Origin of the sequence: Burkholderia sp. GbtcB21, from assembly GCF_019091065.1 — a bacterium.
GTDB lineage: Bacteria > Pseudomonadota > Gammaproteobacteria > Burkholderiales > Burkholderiaceae > Burkholderia > Burkholderia pyrrocinia_C.
In genome coordinates this window covers 136,383-150,953 of the sequence record NZ_JAGXKA010000001.1, presented here as the reverse complement: position 1 = coordinate 150,953, position 14,571 = coordinate 136,383, and the positions used below count along the sequence as shown (strand labels likewise).

The 14,571-nt window shown below is 69.8% G+C and carries 13 protein-coding genes; 10 read left to right on the top strand and 3 right to left on the bottom strand.

Annotated elements, in window-relative coordinates; genetic code table 11:
* Nucleotides 1-133: 133 nt before the first annotated feature.
* Nucleotides 134-1,276, top strand: a complete 1,143-nt coding sequence (locus tag KVT39_RS00635; RefSeq protein WP_105389932.1) for a glycerophosphodiester phosphodiesterase — start codon at nt 134-136, stop codon at nt 1,274-1,276.
* Nucleotides 1,277-1,343: 67 nt separating this feature from the next.
* Here the strand turns inward: KVT39_RS00635 and KVT39_RS00630 are convergent, their stop codons facing one another.
* The gene (locus tag KVT39_RS00630; RefSeq protein WP_217586934.1) at nt 1,344-2,969 is read right to left on the bottom strand and encodes a rhodanese-related sulfurtransferase; all 1,626 of its coding nucleotides are present in this window, start codon (nt 2,967-2,969) and stop codon (nt 1,344-1,346) included.
* A gap of 109 nt (nt 2,970-3,078) precedes the next feature.
* The gene (locus tag KVT39_RS00625) at nt 3,079-3,645 is read right to left on the bottom strand and encodes a cysteine dioxygenase (protein WP_034179655.1); all 567 of its coding nucleotides are present in this window, start codon (nt 3,643-3,645) and stop codon (nt 3,079-3,081) included.
* Nucleotides 3,646-3,662: 17 nt separating this feature from the next.
* Here KVT39_RS00625 and KVT39_RS00620 point away from each other — a divergent pair, with 17 nt between their 5' ends.
* Entirely contained in the window at nt 3,663-4,637 is a 975-nt protein-coding gene (locus tag KVT39_RS00620) for a LysR family transcriptional regulator (protein ID WP_207921121.1), read from the top strand.
* Between the two features lie 61 nt (nt 4,638-4,698).
* On the opposite strand, the gene KVT39_RS00615 is transcribed toward KVT39_RS00620, so the two are convergent.
* Nucleotides 4,699-6,039 (bottom strand): acyl-CoA dehydrogenase family protein, encoded by a 1,341-nt coding sequence (locus KVT39_RS00615; protein WP_217586921.1) that lies wholly within the window; start codon nt 6,037-6,039, stop codon nt 4,699-4,701.
* A 298-nt stretch (nt 6,040-6,337) separates the two neighbouring features.
* On the opposite strand from KVT39_RS00615, the gene KVT39_RS00610 reads away from it, so the two are divergent.
* The 8 genes from KVT39_RS00610 (at nt 6,338) to KVT39_RS00575 (ending at nt 14,448) form a co-directional block, all read left to right on the top strand.
* Nucleotides 6,338-7,423, top strand: coding sequence for an LLM class flavin-dependent oxidoreductase (locus KVT39_RS00610; protein ID WP_131948352.1), 1,086 nt, complete (start codon nt 6,338-6,340; stop codon nt 7,421-7,423).
* A gap of 20 nt (nt 7,424-7,443) precedes the next feature.
* The gene (locus tag KVT39_RS00605; RefSeq protein ID WP_217586913.1) at nt 7,444-8,283 is read left to right on the top strand and encodes a class II aldolase/adducin family protein; all 840 of its coding nucleotides are present in this window, start codon (nt 7,444-7,446) and stop codon (nt 8,281-8,283) included.
* A gap of 33 nt (nt 8,284-8,316) precedes the next feature.
* Nucleotides 8,317-9,351 carry an ABC transporter substrate-binding protein gene (locus KVT39_RS00600; protein ID WP_131948351.1) on the top strand — a complete coding sequence of 345 codons (1,035 nt, stop codon included), beginning with the start codon at nt 8,317-8,319 and terminating at the stop codon, nt 9,349-9,351.
* Between the two features lie 4 nt (nt 9,352-9,355).
* Nucleotides 9,356-10,444, top strand: coding sequence for an ABC transporter permease (locus tag KVT39_RS00595; RefSeq protein ID WP_217586911.1), 1,089 nt, complete (start codon nt 9,356-9,358; stop codon nt 10,442-10,444).
* Nucleotides 10,438-11,265: an ABC transporter ATP-binding protein gene (locus tag KVT39_RS00590; RefSeq protein WP_217586909.1), complete on the top strand. Its 828-nt coding sequence runs from the start codon at nt 10,438-10,440 to the stop codon at nt 11,263-11,265. The genes KVT39_RS00595 and KVT39_RS00590 overlap by 7 nt, the downstream gene beginning before the upstream one ends.
* A gap of 50 nt (nt 11,266-11,315) precedes the next feature.
* On the top strand, nt 11,316-12,497 hold the full coding sequence (locus tag KVT39_RS00585) for a cytochrome c (RefSeq protein ID WP_217586907.1): 1,182 nt from the start codon (nt 11,316-11,318) through the stop codon (nt 12,495-12,497).
* A 37-nt stretch (nt 12,498-12,534) separates the two neighbouring features.
* Complete coding sequence (locus KVT39_RS00580) at nt 12,535-13,488, top strand: ABC transporter substrate-binding protein (protein WP_217586905.1); 954 nt, start codon at nt 12,535-12,537, stop codon at nt 13,486-13,488.
* A gap of 93 nt (nt 13,489-13,581) precedes the next feature.
* Complete coding sequence (locus tag KVT39_RS00575; RefSeq protein WP_217586903.1) at nt 13,582-14,448, top strand: MOSC domain-containing protein; 867 nt, start codon at nt 13,582-13,584, stop codon at nt 14,446-14,448.
* Nucleotides 14,449-14,571 lie beyond the last annotated feature (123 nt).

Below are 14,571 nucleotides of genomic sequence, written 5' to 3'. Positions count from 1 at the left end.
AGTAATACATATGTAATTATTCGATGCGACGATCGCGTCCCGTTCGATTCCATACGGCACGGCACGACAGCCGCGCCGGCGGAGCGAGCGCCCTTTCCGACTTTTCCGACTCCCGTTTCGAAGGTTCATCGACATGTTCTTCACGCGCCCGAGCGCCCTGCGCTACGTCCCGTTCGCCTGTGCCGCCGCCTTCCTGCTCGCCGCGTGCGGCGGCGACGAGCTGACGTCCGATCCCACGCAGCCGATTTCCGCGAAGGTCCAGGTGGTCGGCCATCGCGGCGCGAGCGCGCTGCGCCCCGAACATACGCTCGCGTCGTATCGCAAGGCGATCGAGGACGGCGCGGACGTCATCGAGCCCGACCTCGTGTCGACACGTGACGGCGTGCTCGTCGCGCGCCACGAGAACGAGATTTCGGGCACGACGAACGTGTCGGCGCTGCCGCAATTCGCAAGCCGCAAGGCGACCAGGACGATCGACGGCGCGCAGCTCACGGGCTGGTTCACCGAGGATTTCACGCTCGCCGAGCTGAAGACGCTGCGTGCGCGTGAGCGCATTCCGCAGATCCGCCCCGCGAACACCGCATACAACGACCAGTTCGAGATTCCGACCTTCGACGAGATCGTCGCGCTCGCGAAGCAGATGTCCGCGCAGACCGGCCGCACGATCCACCTGTATCCGGAAACCAAGCATCCGACCTACTTCCAGTCGATCGGCCTGCCGCTCGAGGATCGCCTCGTCGATGCGCTGCTGAAGGATTCGTACACGTCGCGCACGGCGACCGTCTACATCCAGTCGTTCGAAGTGGCGAACCTGAAGACGATCCGCAACCGGATCAAGTCGAGCCAGCCGAACTGGAAGCTCGTGCAGTTGATGGACGACGCCGGCCAGCGCCCGTACGACTTCGTGAAGGCGAACGACAAGCGCACCTACGGCGACCTGTCGACGCGCGACGGCATGCGCGAAATCGCGACCTACGCGAACGGCGTCGGCCCGTACAAGACGTCGATCATCGCGGTCGCCGCGGACGGCACGCTGCAGCAGCCGACGCCGTACGTGCGCTACGCGCACGAGGCCGGCCTCGTCGTGCATCCGTACACGTTCCGCCCGGAGAACAACTTCCTGCCCGCGTCGCTGAAGGACGGCGGCACGCCGGCCACGCGCAACACGGCCGGCTCGGTGCGCGAGATCCAGGCCTACCTGCGCGCGGGCATCGACGGCTTCTTCACCGACGATCCGGCGGTCGGCCGCACGGCCGTCGATACGTTCAAGCGCTGATCGTGCTGAACGTGCGGAGCCGAGTGCGGCGCACTGCGTGCCGCCGCGCCCGGCTCCGCCGTATCGGTCAGATCACGCTGAAGTGGTGCGTGCCGTCCCGCTTCAATTGGTCGACCAGCCCGTATTCCCAGTCGAGATACGCCTGCATCGCGGCAGCCGCGTTGTCGGTGCCTTCGTACGGGCGCCGGTAGCGGTCGACGCGCGGCGACGCGAGCCGCGTCTCGCCGCTTTCGAGCGGCAGCCCGGCATCGATCCATGCAGCCGTGCCGCCGGTAAGCACCGAAATGTCGGCCGACGCCGGCAGCAGCGCGCGCGCATCGTCCGCCGCGAATCGCGCGAGCAGGCTCGATCCGCACGTGAACACGTAGCGCTTCGCAGGCGGGATCGCTGCGAGCGCGTCGCGCAACTGCGCGCGCACGACGAACCACGCGCCCGGAATATGGCGCTTCACGTAGTTCGCGCTGGCCGTCACGTCGACGATCGCGAGTTCATCGGGCGCAGCTTCCTTCAGCCAGCCCGCGAGCGTCGCGGGCGACACGTCGGTCGCGGGCGGCGTCGCCGGCACGTCGCGCGGCGGCTGGCCGTGCTCGCCGAACGCCGCGGTGCCGGCTGGCTCCACCACGCGTACATCCCAGCCCATCTGTGCGAGCCACGACGCGGTCATGTCCGCGCGCACGCCATCGTCGTCGGCGAGCACGATCCGCGCGCCGCGCACGGCCGCGTGATGGTCGGTCTCTTGCACGAGCTGGCCGCCCGGCGTGCTCAGGAAGCCCGGCAGGTGGCCGGCTTCGTATTCCTCCGGCGTGCGCACGTCGAAGCGGTACAGCGTGCGGCCCGGCTCGTCGAGCGCGGCGACATCCGCCAGCGCGATGCGCGGCACGCCCGCGCGTTCGGCCACCGCGCGTGCAGCCTGGCGAGCCTCGGCGCGCTGCGTCGCATCGATCTCGTCCGGAAAGCGGCGCGCGGCGCCGTGCTCGAGCGTCTGGCCGGCGAGCGTCCAGCCGATCGTGCCGTTGCGCAGTGCCGCGACCGGGTTCGGCAGCCCCGCGTTGACGAGCGACTGCGTGCCGATGATGCTGCGCGTGCGGCCCGCGCAGTTGACGACCACCTGCGTCGCCGGATTCGGCGCAAGCGCGCGCACGCGCAGCACGAGTTCCGCGCCCGGCACGCTCGTCGAGGTCGGGATGTTCATCGTCCGGTATTCGTCGAAACGGCGCGCGTCGACGATCACGACATCGGCCTTCGCATCGATCAGCGCCTGCACTTCCTGCGCGGACAGCGACGGCGTATGCCGCTCGGCCTCGACCCATTCGCCGAACGACTTGCTCGGCACATTCACGTCGATGAACAGTTCGCCGCCCGCGGCCAGCCAGCCCGCGAGGCCGCCGTCGAGCAGCCGCACGTCGGTATAGCCGAGCTGCGCGAGCTTCGCGGCCGCGCGCGGCGCGAGATCCTCGCCGCCCGCTTCGCCGAACACGACGATCGGCGTGTCGCGGCGCGGAATCCGCGTCCATGCGTCGAGTTCGAGCTTCGACAACGGAAAGTTGGCGGCCCACAGCGGGTGGCCCTGCGCGTATGGATCTTCCTCGCGTACGTCGATCAACGCGAGCTCGTCACGGGCAAGCAGGCGCGCGCGCACGTCCTGGTACGACGCGGCGGGAAAGCGGGAAATGGAATCGGCGGATTGCGTCACGGTGTCTCTGTCTGATTCTGTTGAAGTCGGTGAAGAAAGGAAAGCGAATCGGATGAATCTTCGGCCTGCCGGCACGCGCCCGCAACGGGCCGCGCCTGCGGGCGCCGCGTCAGGCGTTCGAATAGCCGGACACGAAAGGCTTCACGGTGCCGTCGTCCAGGTACACCGCGCGCTCGACCTTGCCGATGTTCGCACCGTACACGTGGATGCTGATCGATACCTGGTCGGCGAATGCGTTGGTCACGCGATGGACGTCGCCGATGCGCGGCGACACGGCCTCGACCTCGCCCGGCTGCAGCCGCACGGCTTCGCCCGCCGGCACGGGCTTGCCCGCTTCGTCGAACCGGTACGGCTGCGAGAACTCGCCGCCGCGCAGCATCCCGATCAGCCCCCACACCGTGTGGTTGTGGATCGGCGTCGTCTGGCCGGGTCCCCACACGAAGCTGACGACCGAGAACCGTTCGTCCGGGTCGAGATGCAGCAGGTATTGCCGATAGCGCACGGGATCGGGCTGCGCGAACGCGTCGGGCAGCCAGTCGTCGTGTTCGACGAGCGCGGCGAGCAGCGTGCCGCCCTCGTCGAGGATGCGCGCCTCGTTCGCGCCGGACGCGAGCAGCTCACCCAGACCGTCGACGAACGGACGCAGCGGCGTCTGATGCAATGAAAGCGTACTCATCGGCTGCCTCCTCGAATATGATGCCGAATATGATGGATCGTCATGATGCACCCGAAAGACCATGCAGAACAAACATGAAAATTAGCGATATCGACGCTTTTGCAGCGGTCGTCCGCTGCCAGACCCTGAGCTTGGCCGCGGCCGAGCTCGGGATGACGCAGCCCGCGATCACGCGGCGCGTCCAGAATCTCGAGGAAGCGCTCGGCGTGATCCTGCTCGATCGCAACACGAAGCCGCCGCGCCCGACCGACATCGGCCGGCAGGTATTCGAGCAGTGTCGCGCGATCCTGCGCGAAGTCGATGCGCTGCGCGAACTGACGGCTGGCCGGCAGCCGCCCGCCGGCGAATTCCGGATCGGGCTCACGCAGGGGCTCGGCGAGCTGATGCTGCCCGCGCTGATCGCCGAACTCGCCGCGCAGTGGCCCGCGCTCGCGACGCAGGTCACGACCGCGTGGGGCGGCATGCTCGTCGAGCGCGTCGCACGCCGCGAGCTCGATGCGGCGCTCGTATTCCTCGCGCGCGAGATGGTGCTGCCGCCGTACGTCGAAGGCGAACGGCTGCTGGCCACGCGGCTCGTCGCGGTCGGCCGCAAGGGCGACTGGCCGCGCCGCAGCTACCGGCTCGCCGATTGCCACGCGCGCGGCTGGGTGCTCAATCCCGACGGTTGCGGCTTTCGCGCGGGCCTGCGGCGCGCGCTCGACGCACAGGGCCTGCCGATGCCGGTCACGCTCGACGCCTACGGCCGCGACCTGCAACTGCAGAGCGTCGCGAACGGCTTCGGCATCGGGCTGATGCCGCTGCCGCTCGTCGAAGGCAGCCCGCTGCGCGACGCGCTCGAGATCGTGCCGCTCGCCGATTTCAAGCCGCAGATCGATCTGTGGCTGCTGCGCCGGCACGATGCTGCCCGCTTCGACGCGCCGCTCGCGGCCGTCGCCGCGCATGCGCGCGCGGCGTTCGCGTTGCCCGAGCAGACGCACGGCCAGGCTGCGTGACCGGACGGGGCGGCGTCTGCTTCGCGCCGCCCTGTTTGTTTCCCCCGCAGCGCTGCACCGCTCACGCATCGTTTCGGCCGCGTTCGACCTCGGTGCGCGACGCCCCGCCCGCCTCCGCTTCCGTTTCATCCCGGCTTGCCGCCGCTTCAAGCACCTCACGCCCCGCCGCCACCGCGATCGCGTCGTCCTGCGGCGTATGCACGCGGCTGCACAGCACGTCGCGATAGTGGCGTTCGAGCGGATTGCCGCGGCTCAGCCCATGATTGCCCGACAGCTTCAGCGCCTGCTCGACCGCGCGGATCGCGTGCTCGGTCACGGTCCGCTTGACGAGGCCGCTCGTCGTGACCGACGGCGCGTTGCCGGCGTCGGTGCGTGAGATGTGATCGTCGAGCAGCACGCGGTTCGCATGCAGCCATCCCTCGATTTCGCCGACCGCCTCCTGCACGCGCGGCAGCGTCGCGAGCGGCGCACCGAGCCCGCTCGGTGCACGCGTCGTCGCGAATCCGACCAGCCAGTCGCGCGACGCGCGCGCCACCGCGTCGTACAGGCTGCCGAGCAGCGCGACCATCCACGCGTGCTGGTCGGCGTGCGCATCGGCATCCGCATGGGTCGCGGCCGATACGGCCCACGCGTGCGGCGCGCGCACGTCGACCGCGTGGTCGGCCGGCAGCCGCACATCGTCGAATACGACTTCGTGACTGCCCGATGCGCGCAGGCCGAGGTGATTCCAGCTTTCGATCACGCGGATGCGGTCGCCGTCGGCATCGCGGTCGCGCGGCACGAGAAACACGCCGACGCGCGGCTCCGGTTCGTCGGTACGCGCCCACACGGCCAGCCAGCGCAGCGCGGGAATCCCGGTGCTGTACAGCTTGTGGCCGGACAGCCGCCAGCCGTCGCCGTCGCGGCGCGCGACCGTCTCCGGCAGGCCGCCGCGCGACGGCGAACCGAGCGCCGGCTCGACGCGCAGCGCGTTGATCAGCGCGCCTTGCGCGATCGCGCTGTCGAACACCACGCGCCGCACCTGGGCAGGCCAGCGGCTGTCGGCACGGCCGAGCGCGCGATGCTGCAGATACGTCATCGTCAGCACCAGCGCGGTCGCCGGATCGGCGCGCGCGACGGCGGCCACGATCCGGCTCGCCCGCGCGAGCGTCGCGCCCGCGCCGCCGTGTTCGCGCGGCACGACCTGCGCGATCAGCCCCGCGCGATGCAGCCGTGCGAAGTTCTCGTGCGGAAAACGGCCGTCGACGTCGTTGCGCGCGGCGTCGGCGGCGAGTTCGGGGGCGAGGCGGTCGAGCAGCGCGGCAACGCGCGCGTCTTCTGCATCGTCGGCGTCGTCGGCAGGCAGAAGGCGCAGCGAAGGCGGCTGCGACGACGGTGAGGAAGCGGCAAGGCTGGCGGACATCGAGACGGATTCCCTGGGTAATGCACAAAGGCACAAAAGCGGCCACCGCGGCACCAGCCGCGATAGCGGTGATCGATCGCCACGCGGCGCGGTTTCGCGTGAAGCCGGCGATGCGTAACGCGCACCCGCCCGATCGTTCGTGAGCCCACAGCGTATGCGCAACGCACCGCCACCCAAACCATGCAAATCTGATATTCAAATCGGGATTGATTATTTCCATTCCGCATGATCGCGGCGTTAACCTGCGCTCCATTCCTGCCCGGCCGTGCGCCGGGCCATCCCTGCACCGGAGACCCAGATGAGCGTCGAATTCATCGGCATGATCCAGAGCCAGAAGCAGTCGGAAATCCACCCGGCGTCCGGCCCGGTGGTCGATCCCGACTACGTGCGCGACTTTGCGCGCGCCCACGAAACGGCCGGCTTCGACCGGATCCTCGTGCCGCATCACTCGACCGGCCCGTCGGCAACACTGACGATCGCGTTCGCGGCGGCCGCGACCGAGCGCATCCACTTCATGCTCGCGCATCGTCCTGGCTTCACCGCGCCGACGCTCGCCGCGCGACAGATCGCGACGCTCGACCAGTTCAGCCGCGGCCGGCTCGCCGTGCACTTCATCTCCGGCGGCTCGGACAGCGAGCAGCAGCGCGACGGCGATTTCCTCGACCACGACGCGCGTTATGCGCGTACCGACGAATACCTCGGCATCCTGCGGCGGATCTGGACCGAAGCGCAGCCGTTCGATCACGACGGCGCGCACTATCGGTTCAAGCAGGGTTTTTCGGAAGTGAAGCCGTTCCAGCAGCCGCATGTGCCGATCTACTTCGGCGGCGCATCGGAAGCCGCGCTCGCGGTGGCCGGCAAGCACGCGGACGTCTACGCGCTGTGGGGCGAATCGCTCGACCAGGTGCGCGACCTGACCACGCGCGTGCGCGCCGAAGCCGCGCAGCACGGCCGGCAGGTGCGTTTCTCCGTGTCGTTCCGCCCGATCCTCGCCGCGACCGAGGACGAAGCGTGGGCGCGCGCGCATCGCATCCTCGACGAAACGCGGCGGCTGCGCGAAGCGGCCGGCCTCGGCGCAGGCGGCCCGCAGCAGAGCGAAGGCGCGCGCCGCCTGCTCGCCGCGGCCGAACGCGGCTCGCGCGTCGACAAGCGGCTGTGGACCGAGATCGCGAAGCTCACCGGCGCGCGCTCGAATTCGACGGCGCTCGTCGGCACGCCCGAACAGGTCGCCGATGCGCTGCTCGACTACTACGACCTCGGCGTGACGACGTTCCTGATCCGCGGCTTCGATCCGCTCGAGGATGCGATCGACTACGGCCGCGAACTGATTCCGCGCGTGCGCAGCGCTGTCGCCACACGCGACGCGGCGCGCCGCGCCGCCTAACGCCAACGGAGCCGCACGCCATGTCCGCCGTCCTCGCCACGCCCGTCCGTACCGCCTCGGGCCTCTCACTCGCCGAAGCGCCGCGCCAGCATTTCTGGTTCGATCCGCCCGCGCCGCGCATCGACGTCGCCGCCGAACGCCGCCACCGGCAGGAACGGCTCGCGGCCGCATTCCGCCTGTTCGCGCGCTACGGTTTCGCGTCCGGGCTCGCCGGCCACATCACCGCGCGCGATCCGGAACTGCCCGACCATTTCTGGGTGAATCCGCTCGGCGTGCATTTCTCGCAGATCAAGGTGTCCGACCTGCTGCTCGTCAACGCGCACGGCGAAACCGCGATCGGCACGCGGCCGCTGAACAAGGCCGCGTTCGCGATCCATGCGGCGATCCACGAAGCCCATCCGCACGTCGTCGCCGCCGCGCACACGCATTCGACCTACGGCAAGGCGTGGTCGACGCTCGGCCGCCCGCTCGATCCGCTCACGCAGGACGCGTGCGTGTTCTACGAGGATCACGCGCTGTTCGACGACTTCACGGGGATGGTCGTCGACACGAGCGAAGGCGCGCGGATCGCGCACGCGCTTTCGAAGCCGGACGGCAGCACGCACAAGGGCGTGATCCTGAAGAACCACGGCATCCTGACGGTCGGCCCGACGGTCGAGGCCGCCGCCTGGTGGTACATCGCGCTCGACAACGCCGCGCACACGCAGTTGCTGGCCGAAGCGGCCGGCACGCCGCAGCCGATCGATCACGCGACCGCGCGCCACACGCACGGCCAGATCGGCGGCCCCGACGGCGCGCTGCATGCGTTCGACAGCCTGTTCGCGCGCGTCGTCGCCGACGAACCCGACCTGCTCGACTGAGCGCCCTTCCGCAAGACCGGAGACCAGACCACCATGACCCAACCCACCGCACCCGCGCCGGCCATCGCGCACGACGACAAACGCCGCCGGCTGCTGCGCGCGGCCGGCGCCGCCGCGCTCGCCGCGCCGGCGATCACGCTCGGCCGCAAAGCATGGTCCGCGCCGCCGCTGAAGAAGCTCACGTTCGCGTGGAACCAGAACGCGTTCTGCCTGACGCCGATCGTCGTCGCGCAGGAGCGCGGCTTCTTCGAGAAGAACGGCCTGAAGGTCGACCTGATCAACTACAGCGGGTCGACCGACCAGTTGCTCGAATCGATCGCGACCGGCAAGGCCGATGCGGCGGTCGGGATGATCCACCGCTGGCTGAAGCCGCTCGAAGCCGGCTTCGACGTGAAGATCATCGGCAGTTCGCACGGCGGCTGCGTGCGGCTGCTCGGCGCGAAGGCGGCCGGCGTCACGACGCTGCAGGCGCTGAAGGGCAAGACGGTCGGCGTCAGCGATCTCGCCGCGCCCGGCAAGCATTTCTTCTCGATCCTGCTCGCGAAGAACGGGATCGATCCCGAACGCGACATCACGTGGCGGCAGTATCCGGCCGACCTGCTCGGCGTCGCGGTCGACAAGGGCGAGATCCATGCGATCGCCGACGGCGACCCGAATCTCTTTCTGCTCGAAAAGCGCAGCAACGGCGCGTATACGGAACTCGCGACCAACCTGTCCGGCGAATACGCGCGCAAGGTGTGCTGCGTGATCGGCGCGCGCGGCGATCTCGTGCGCAACGACCGGCCGGCCGCCGCCGCGCTCGCGCGCTCGATCGTGCAGGCGACCGAGTTCACGCACGACAACCCGAACGAGGCCGCGAAGGTGTTCGCGAAGTATTCGCCGAAGATCAGCCCCGACGACCTGCGCAAGCTGTACGCGACGCTCACCTACACGCATCACCCGACCAACGTCGACCTGCAACAGGAAATCGCGTTCTATGCGGACGATTTCCGCCGCATCAGCGTGCTGAAGAAAAGCACGGACCCGCAGCGCTTCGCGCAGCAGGTCTATGCGAACGTGCTGGGGTGACGCGATGTCGACGATCGAACATGCTTCCCCTGCGCGCGCTGCATCGGCACCGGCCGGCGGCGCCGCTGTCTCCCCTCGCGTCGCCTGCACGGCCTGCGAAGCCACGCTCGCGGCCGAAGCCCGCCGCGCCCGCACCTGGCCGACCGGCATCGTCGCCGCGTTCGCATGGGCCGCGCTCGGCGCGCTCACGCAACTGTGGCCGAACCGCGTCGTCGGCTTCACCGACTGGGCGTACACGGACACGTTCGCCACCGCAGCATGGTCGATCGCCGCGTTGCTGCTCGCCGTCGCGACGCTCGGCCATTTCGTTCCCTCCACCCGCACGCGGCTCGCGCGCGTGCGTCCGGCCGGCCCATGGCTCGTCGCGCTGCCGCTCGTGCTCGCCGCCTGGGAAATCGTCACCGCGAAAACCGGCTGGCTGCCGACGCCGTTCTTCGCGCCGCCGCAGGCGCTGATCGAGGTGTATGTCGACGACTGGCCGCGCCTGCTCGGCAGCGCCGGCAACACGCTGAAGCTGCTCGCGCTCGGGTTTGCGTACGGCGTCGCGGTCGGTTTTGCCGTCGGCGTATCGATCGGCTGGTCGCGCCGGATCGGCTACTGGGTGCATCCGGTGCTGCGCGTGCTCGGCCCCGTGCCGGCCACCGCGCTGCTGCCGCTCACGTTCTACTTCTTCCCGTCGAGCTATTCGGCCGCCGCGTTCCTGATCGCGCTGTCGACCGGCTTCCCGGTCGCCGTGCTGACGTGGTCGGGCGTCGCGAGCGTCAACAAGCAGTATTACGACGTGGCCCGCACGCTCGGCGCGAACGCGCGCTTCCTGGTGCTGCGCGTCGCGATTCCGGCCGCGCTGCCGCACGTGTTCGTCGGCATCTTCATGGGGTTGAGCGCGTCGTTCACGGTGCTGGTCGTCGCCGAGATGATGGGCGTCAAGTCGGGGCTAGGCTGGTACCTGAGCTGGGCGCAGGGCTGGGCATCGTACGTGAACATGTATGCGGCGCTGATCGTGATGGCGCTGCTGTTTTCCGGGCTGATCGCGCTGCTGTTCGCGGTGCGCGACCGCGTGCTCGCGTGGCAGAAAGGAACCGTCAAATGGTAAGCGCCGCCGTACTCGAACCGTCCGTTGCCGCTTCGCCCGCCGCTTCGTCGACCACCACGGCGCCGCGCGGCGCGCGCATCGACATCCGCCGCGTGAGCCATGCGTTCGACGGCCCCGGCGGCCCGCTGCCGGTGCTCGACGACGTCACGCTGTCGGTCGCGGCCGGCGAATTCGTCGCGCTGCTCGGCCCGAGCGGCTGCGGGAAATCGACGCTGCTGCGCCTCGTCGCGGGCCTCGACGCCGCGCGGCAAGGCACGATCGCGCAGGACGGCGTGCCGATCGAGCGCCCCGATCCGTCGCGCATCGTCGTGTTCCAGGACCCGACGCTGTACCCGTGGCGACGCGTGCGTGCAAACGTCGCGCTCGGCCTCGAAGCGCGCGGCGTGGCGCGTACCGCGCAGCATCGCGTCGACGATGCGCTCGAACGCGTCGGGCTGCAGGAATTCTCGAACGTGTTTCCGCATCAGTTGTCCGGCGGGATGGCGCAGCGCGTCGCGCTCGCCCGTGCGCTCGTCAACGATCCGCGCCTGCTGATTCTCGACGAGCCGCTCGGCAAGCTCGATTCGCTGACGCGGCTCACGATGCAGGCCGAGCTGACCGCGCTGTGGCAACGCGACGGGTTCTCCGCGCTGCTCGTCACGCACGATGTCGAGGAAGCGCTGTTCCTCGCGCAGCGCGTGATCGTGTTCGGGCCGCGTCCGGCACGGATCGTCGCCGAATTGCACGTCGACCTGCCCTACCCGCGCCATCGCGGCGACCCGCGCCTCGCGGAACTGCGTCACGACGCGCTGCGGCATCTCGGGCTGGATGCGAGCTGGTAGATGAAGGGTGCCGTTCGACGCTTGGGCGCCGCTCGGCGGCAACGCGGCCGATGAACGCGCCGCCGTTCTCCGACTGGGCGCTCGCATTCCTGCAACTGCTGTATCGCGCGCAAATCGCGTGGGCGCACGTGCTGCATGCCGTCGGCCTGACGGGCGATGCCGACGGACAGGCCGCATGGCCGTGGGCGCACCGGATCGCACTCGAGACGCTGCGCATCGATGCGGGACTCACGCGGCAACTCGCGTTCGCCGGTGCGGAGACGGCGCTGGCCGTCGTGCTCGCCTGCATCGCGCTCGCTTCGCGAAAGTGGCGTTTCGCATCCGCGATCGCCGCGCTCGCCGTTGCATGGTTCGCACCGTGGCCGCCGTCGTCGCTGTGGCTCGCGCCAGCCGTGCCGACGAGTTTCCAGCGCGATCCCGCGCCGTTTTCGGTGACGAACGTGATGCGCGGCGCGCATCTGTACGCGCAACACTGCGCGGCCTGCCACGGCGCGGACGGCCGTGGCGAAGGCCCGCTCGCGGCCACGCTCGCGCACTGGCCGCCGACCTTTGCCGGCTCGCTGCTTGCGCGTCGCCTCGACGGCGAACTGTTCTGGCGCGTGCGCCACGGCACGCGCGACGAACACGGCGCACCGACGATGCCCGGCTTCGCCGCGACGCTCGGCCCTCAGGACACGTGGGCCGTGCTCGACTACCTGAAAGCGCTCTCTGCAGGCAGCGGCGCGCAGGCCGAACGCGCATGGCCCGTGCCCGTCCCGCTGCCGGCGCTCGACGTGCGCTGCGGCAGCGCGGCGCCGCAACCGCTCGATCGCTGGCGCGAAGGCCAGCGCGTGCGCATCGTCGCGCTCGCACCGGGCGTCGCACCACCGCCGGAAGACGCGCGCTGGCAAACCTTGCTTGTCACCGCACGCGGCGCGGCCGTGCCGCCGGCAACCGGTACGCGTGCGAACTGCGTCGCGTCGACGCCCGATGCCTGGCTCGCGTTCGCGACGATTGCCGGCGTCGCGCCCGACGCACTCGGCGGCACGCAACTGCTCGCCGACCGGCGCGGCTGGCTGCGGGCGCGCGCGCTGCCGGGCAGCGCCGGCTGGTCGGATGCCGACCTGCTGTGTCGTTCCGATGCCGCTGCTCGGCCAGCCGCGGCCGCCGCGAACGGCGACCCGCTGACCGCGCTGCTGCTGCGCGTCGACGCGGAACCCGTCCGCGACGTGCAGGCCGGGCTCCCGCACTGAATTCCCGAACCTCTCCTTCGATCAACCGAACTTCACGATGAATCCGACCCGACGCCATTTCCTCGCCCAGGCGAGCGCCCTCGCCACGATCGCCGCGGCACCGGCCGCGCTGCGCGCGCAATCGGGCGTACGGCCGCTGCTGCGCGCCGGCGACCAGAAAGGCGGGCTGCGCGCGCTGCTCGAAGCGGCCGGCGAACTGAACGGCCTCCCATACGACATCGCGTGGACCGAGTTTCCGGCCGCCGCGCCGCTCGCCGAAGCGCTGAACGCGGCCGCCGTCGATTGCGGGCCGATCGGCGATGCGCCGGTGATCTTCGCGCTCGCATCCGGTGCACGCATCAAGGTGATCGGCGCGAACCGTTCCGATCCGTACGGCACGGCCGTGCTCGTGCGGCCCGACGCGGCACTGAAAGGCGCGGCCGACCTGAAGGCCAAGCGCATCGGCACCACACGCGGCTCGATCGGCCATTTCGTCACGTTGAAGGCACTCGACGCGGCCGGACTGCCGCCCGATGCCGTGTCGTTCCGCTTCCTGCCGCCGGCCGACACGATGCTTGCGCTCGCAACCGGATCGATCGACGCTTGGGCGACGTGGGAGCCTTACACGGCGCTCGCCGAAACGAGCGGCCGAGCACGCGTGCTCGTCAACGGCCGCGGGCTGTGGTCGGGCCTCAGCTATCTCGCGGCGACCGACGCGGCGATCGCGTCGAAGCGCGACGTGCTGCACGATTTCCTGCGGCGCGTCGTGCGCGCCCAGACCTGGTCGTACCGGCATGTCGACGCGTATTCCGCGGCGCTCGCACGCATCATCGGCATTCCACCGGCAGCCGCGAAGCTGCAGTTCGAGCGCCGCAACACGCGCTGGCTGCCGATCGATGCGACGGTGATCGCCGAACAGCAGCGTACGGCCGACTTCTATCTGAAGGCCGGGCTGCTGCGCCAGCCGCTCGACGTGCGCACCACCTTCGACGCGGGTTTCCCGCTCGCATGACCAGCCGCGCGGCGGTGCGCAACCGCCCGAACGGCTTCCGCACGATCTGGCACAATCGCGCTTCGACCATCCACGTCATGCGAAGCCAGCGCCATGCCAGCCATCAGCGAACTTTTCGTCTACCCGATCAAATCCTGCGCCGGCATCGCGCTGCCGCGTGCGCAACTGCTCGAAACGGGCCTCGCATACGACCGTCATTGGCTGATCACCGATCCCGACGGGCAGATGATCACGCAGCGCACGCACTCGCGCCTCGCGCTGATCCGCACCGCACTCGACAGCGATGCACTCGTGCTGAACGCACCGGGCATGCGCGAGATCCGCACGCCGCTCGATGGCGACGTGTCGCCTGCCACGCCGAAAATGGCCGCGACCGTCTGGCGCGACACGGTCGACGCGATCGACACGGGCGCCGAAACGGCCGCGTGGCTCACCGAATTCCTCGGCATGCCGACGAAGCTCGCGCGCTTCGGGCCTGACGCGCGCCGCGGCTGCAACCGAAAATGGACCGGCGAGATCGATACGCACACGCAGTTCGCGGACGGCTATCCGCTGCTCGTGATCGGCCAGTCGTCGCTCGACGACCTGAACGCACGGCTCACCGCGAAGGGTGCGCCGGCGATCCCGATGAACCGCTTCCGCCCGAACATCGTCGTGTCGGATCTCGATGCATACGAAGAGGATTTCGTCGAACACCTCGACACCGACGGCGCGACACCGGTGCGGCTGCGCCTCGTGAAGCTGTGCACGCGCTGCCCGATGCCGACGATCGATCAGGTCACCGGCGCGCCCGATCCCGCATGGCCGCACGAACCGACCGACACGATGCAGACCTATCGCGCGAATCCGACCTTCGACGGCGCGCTGACGTTCGGCATCAACGCGATCGTCGTCGAAGGCGCCGGCGGTTTCCTCGAAGTGGGCCAGACGCTCGAAGCCGAGATCGGGTTCGGCGATTGAAGCGCGCTCACGGCACTGTATAGCCGTCGCATCGTCGCCCCGAACGCGAAGACCACCGCGACGCCGAGCATCGCGGCGCTGCCACAATGAATGCGCTGCGCGTGCCGTGCCGTCGCAGCGGAA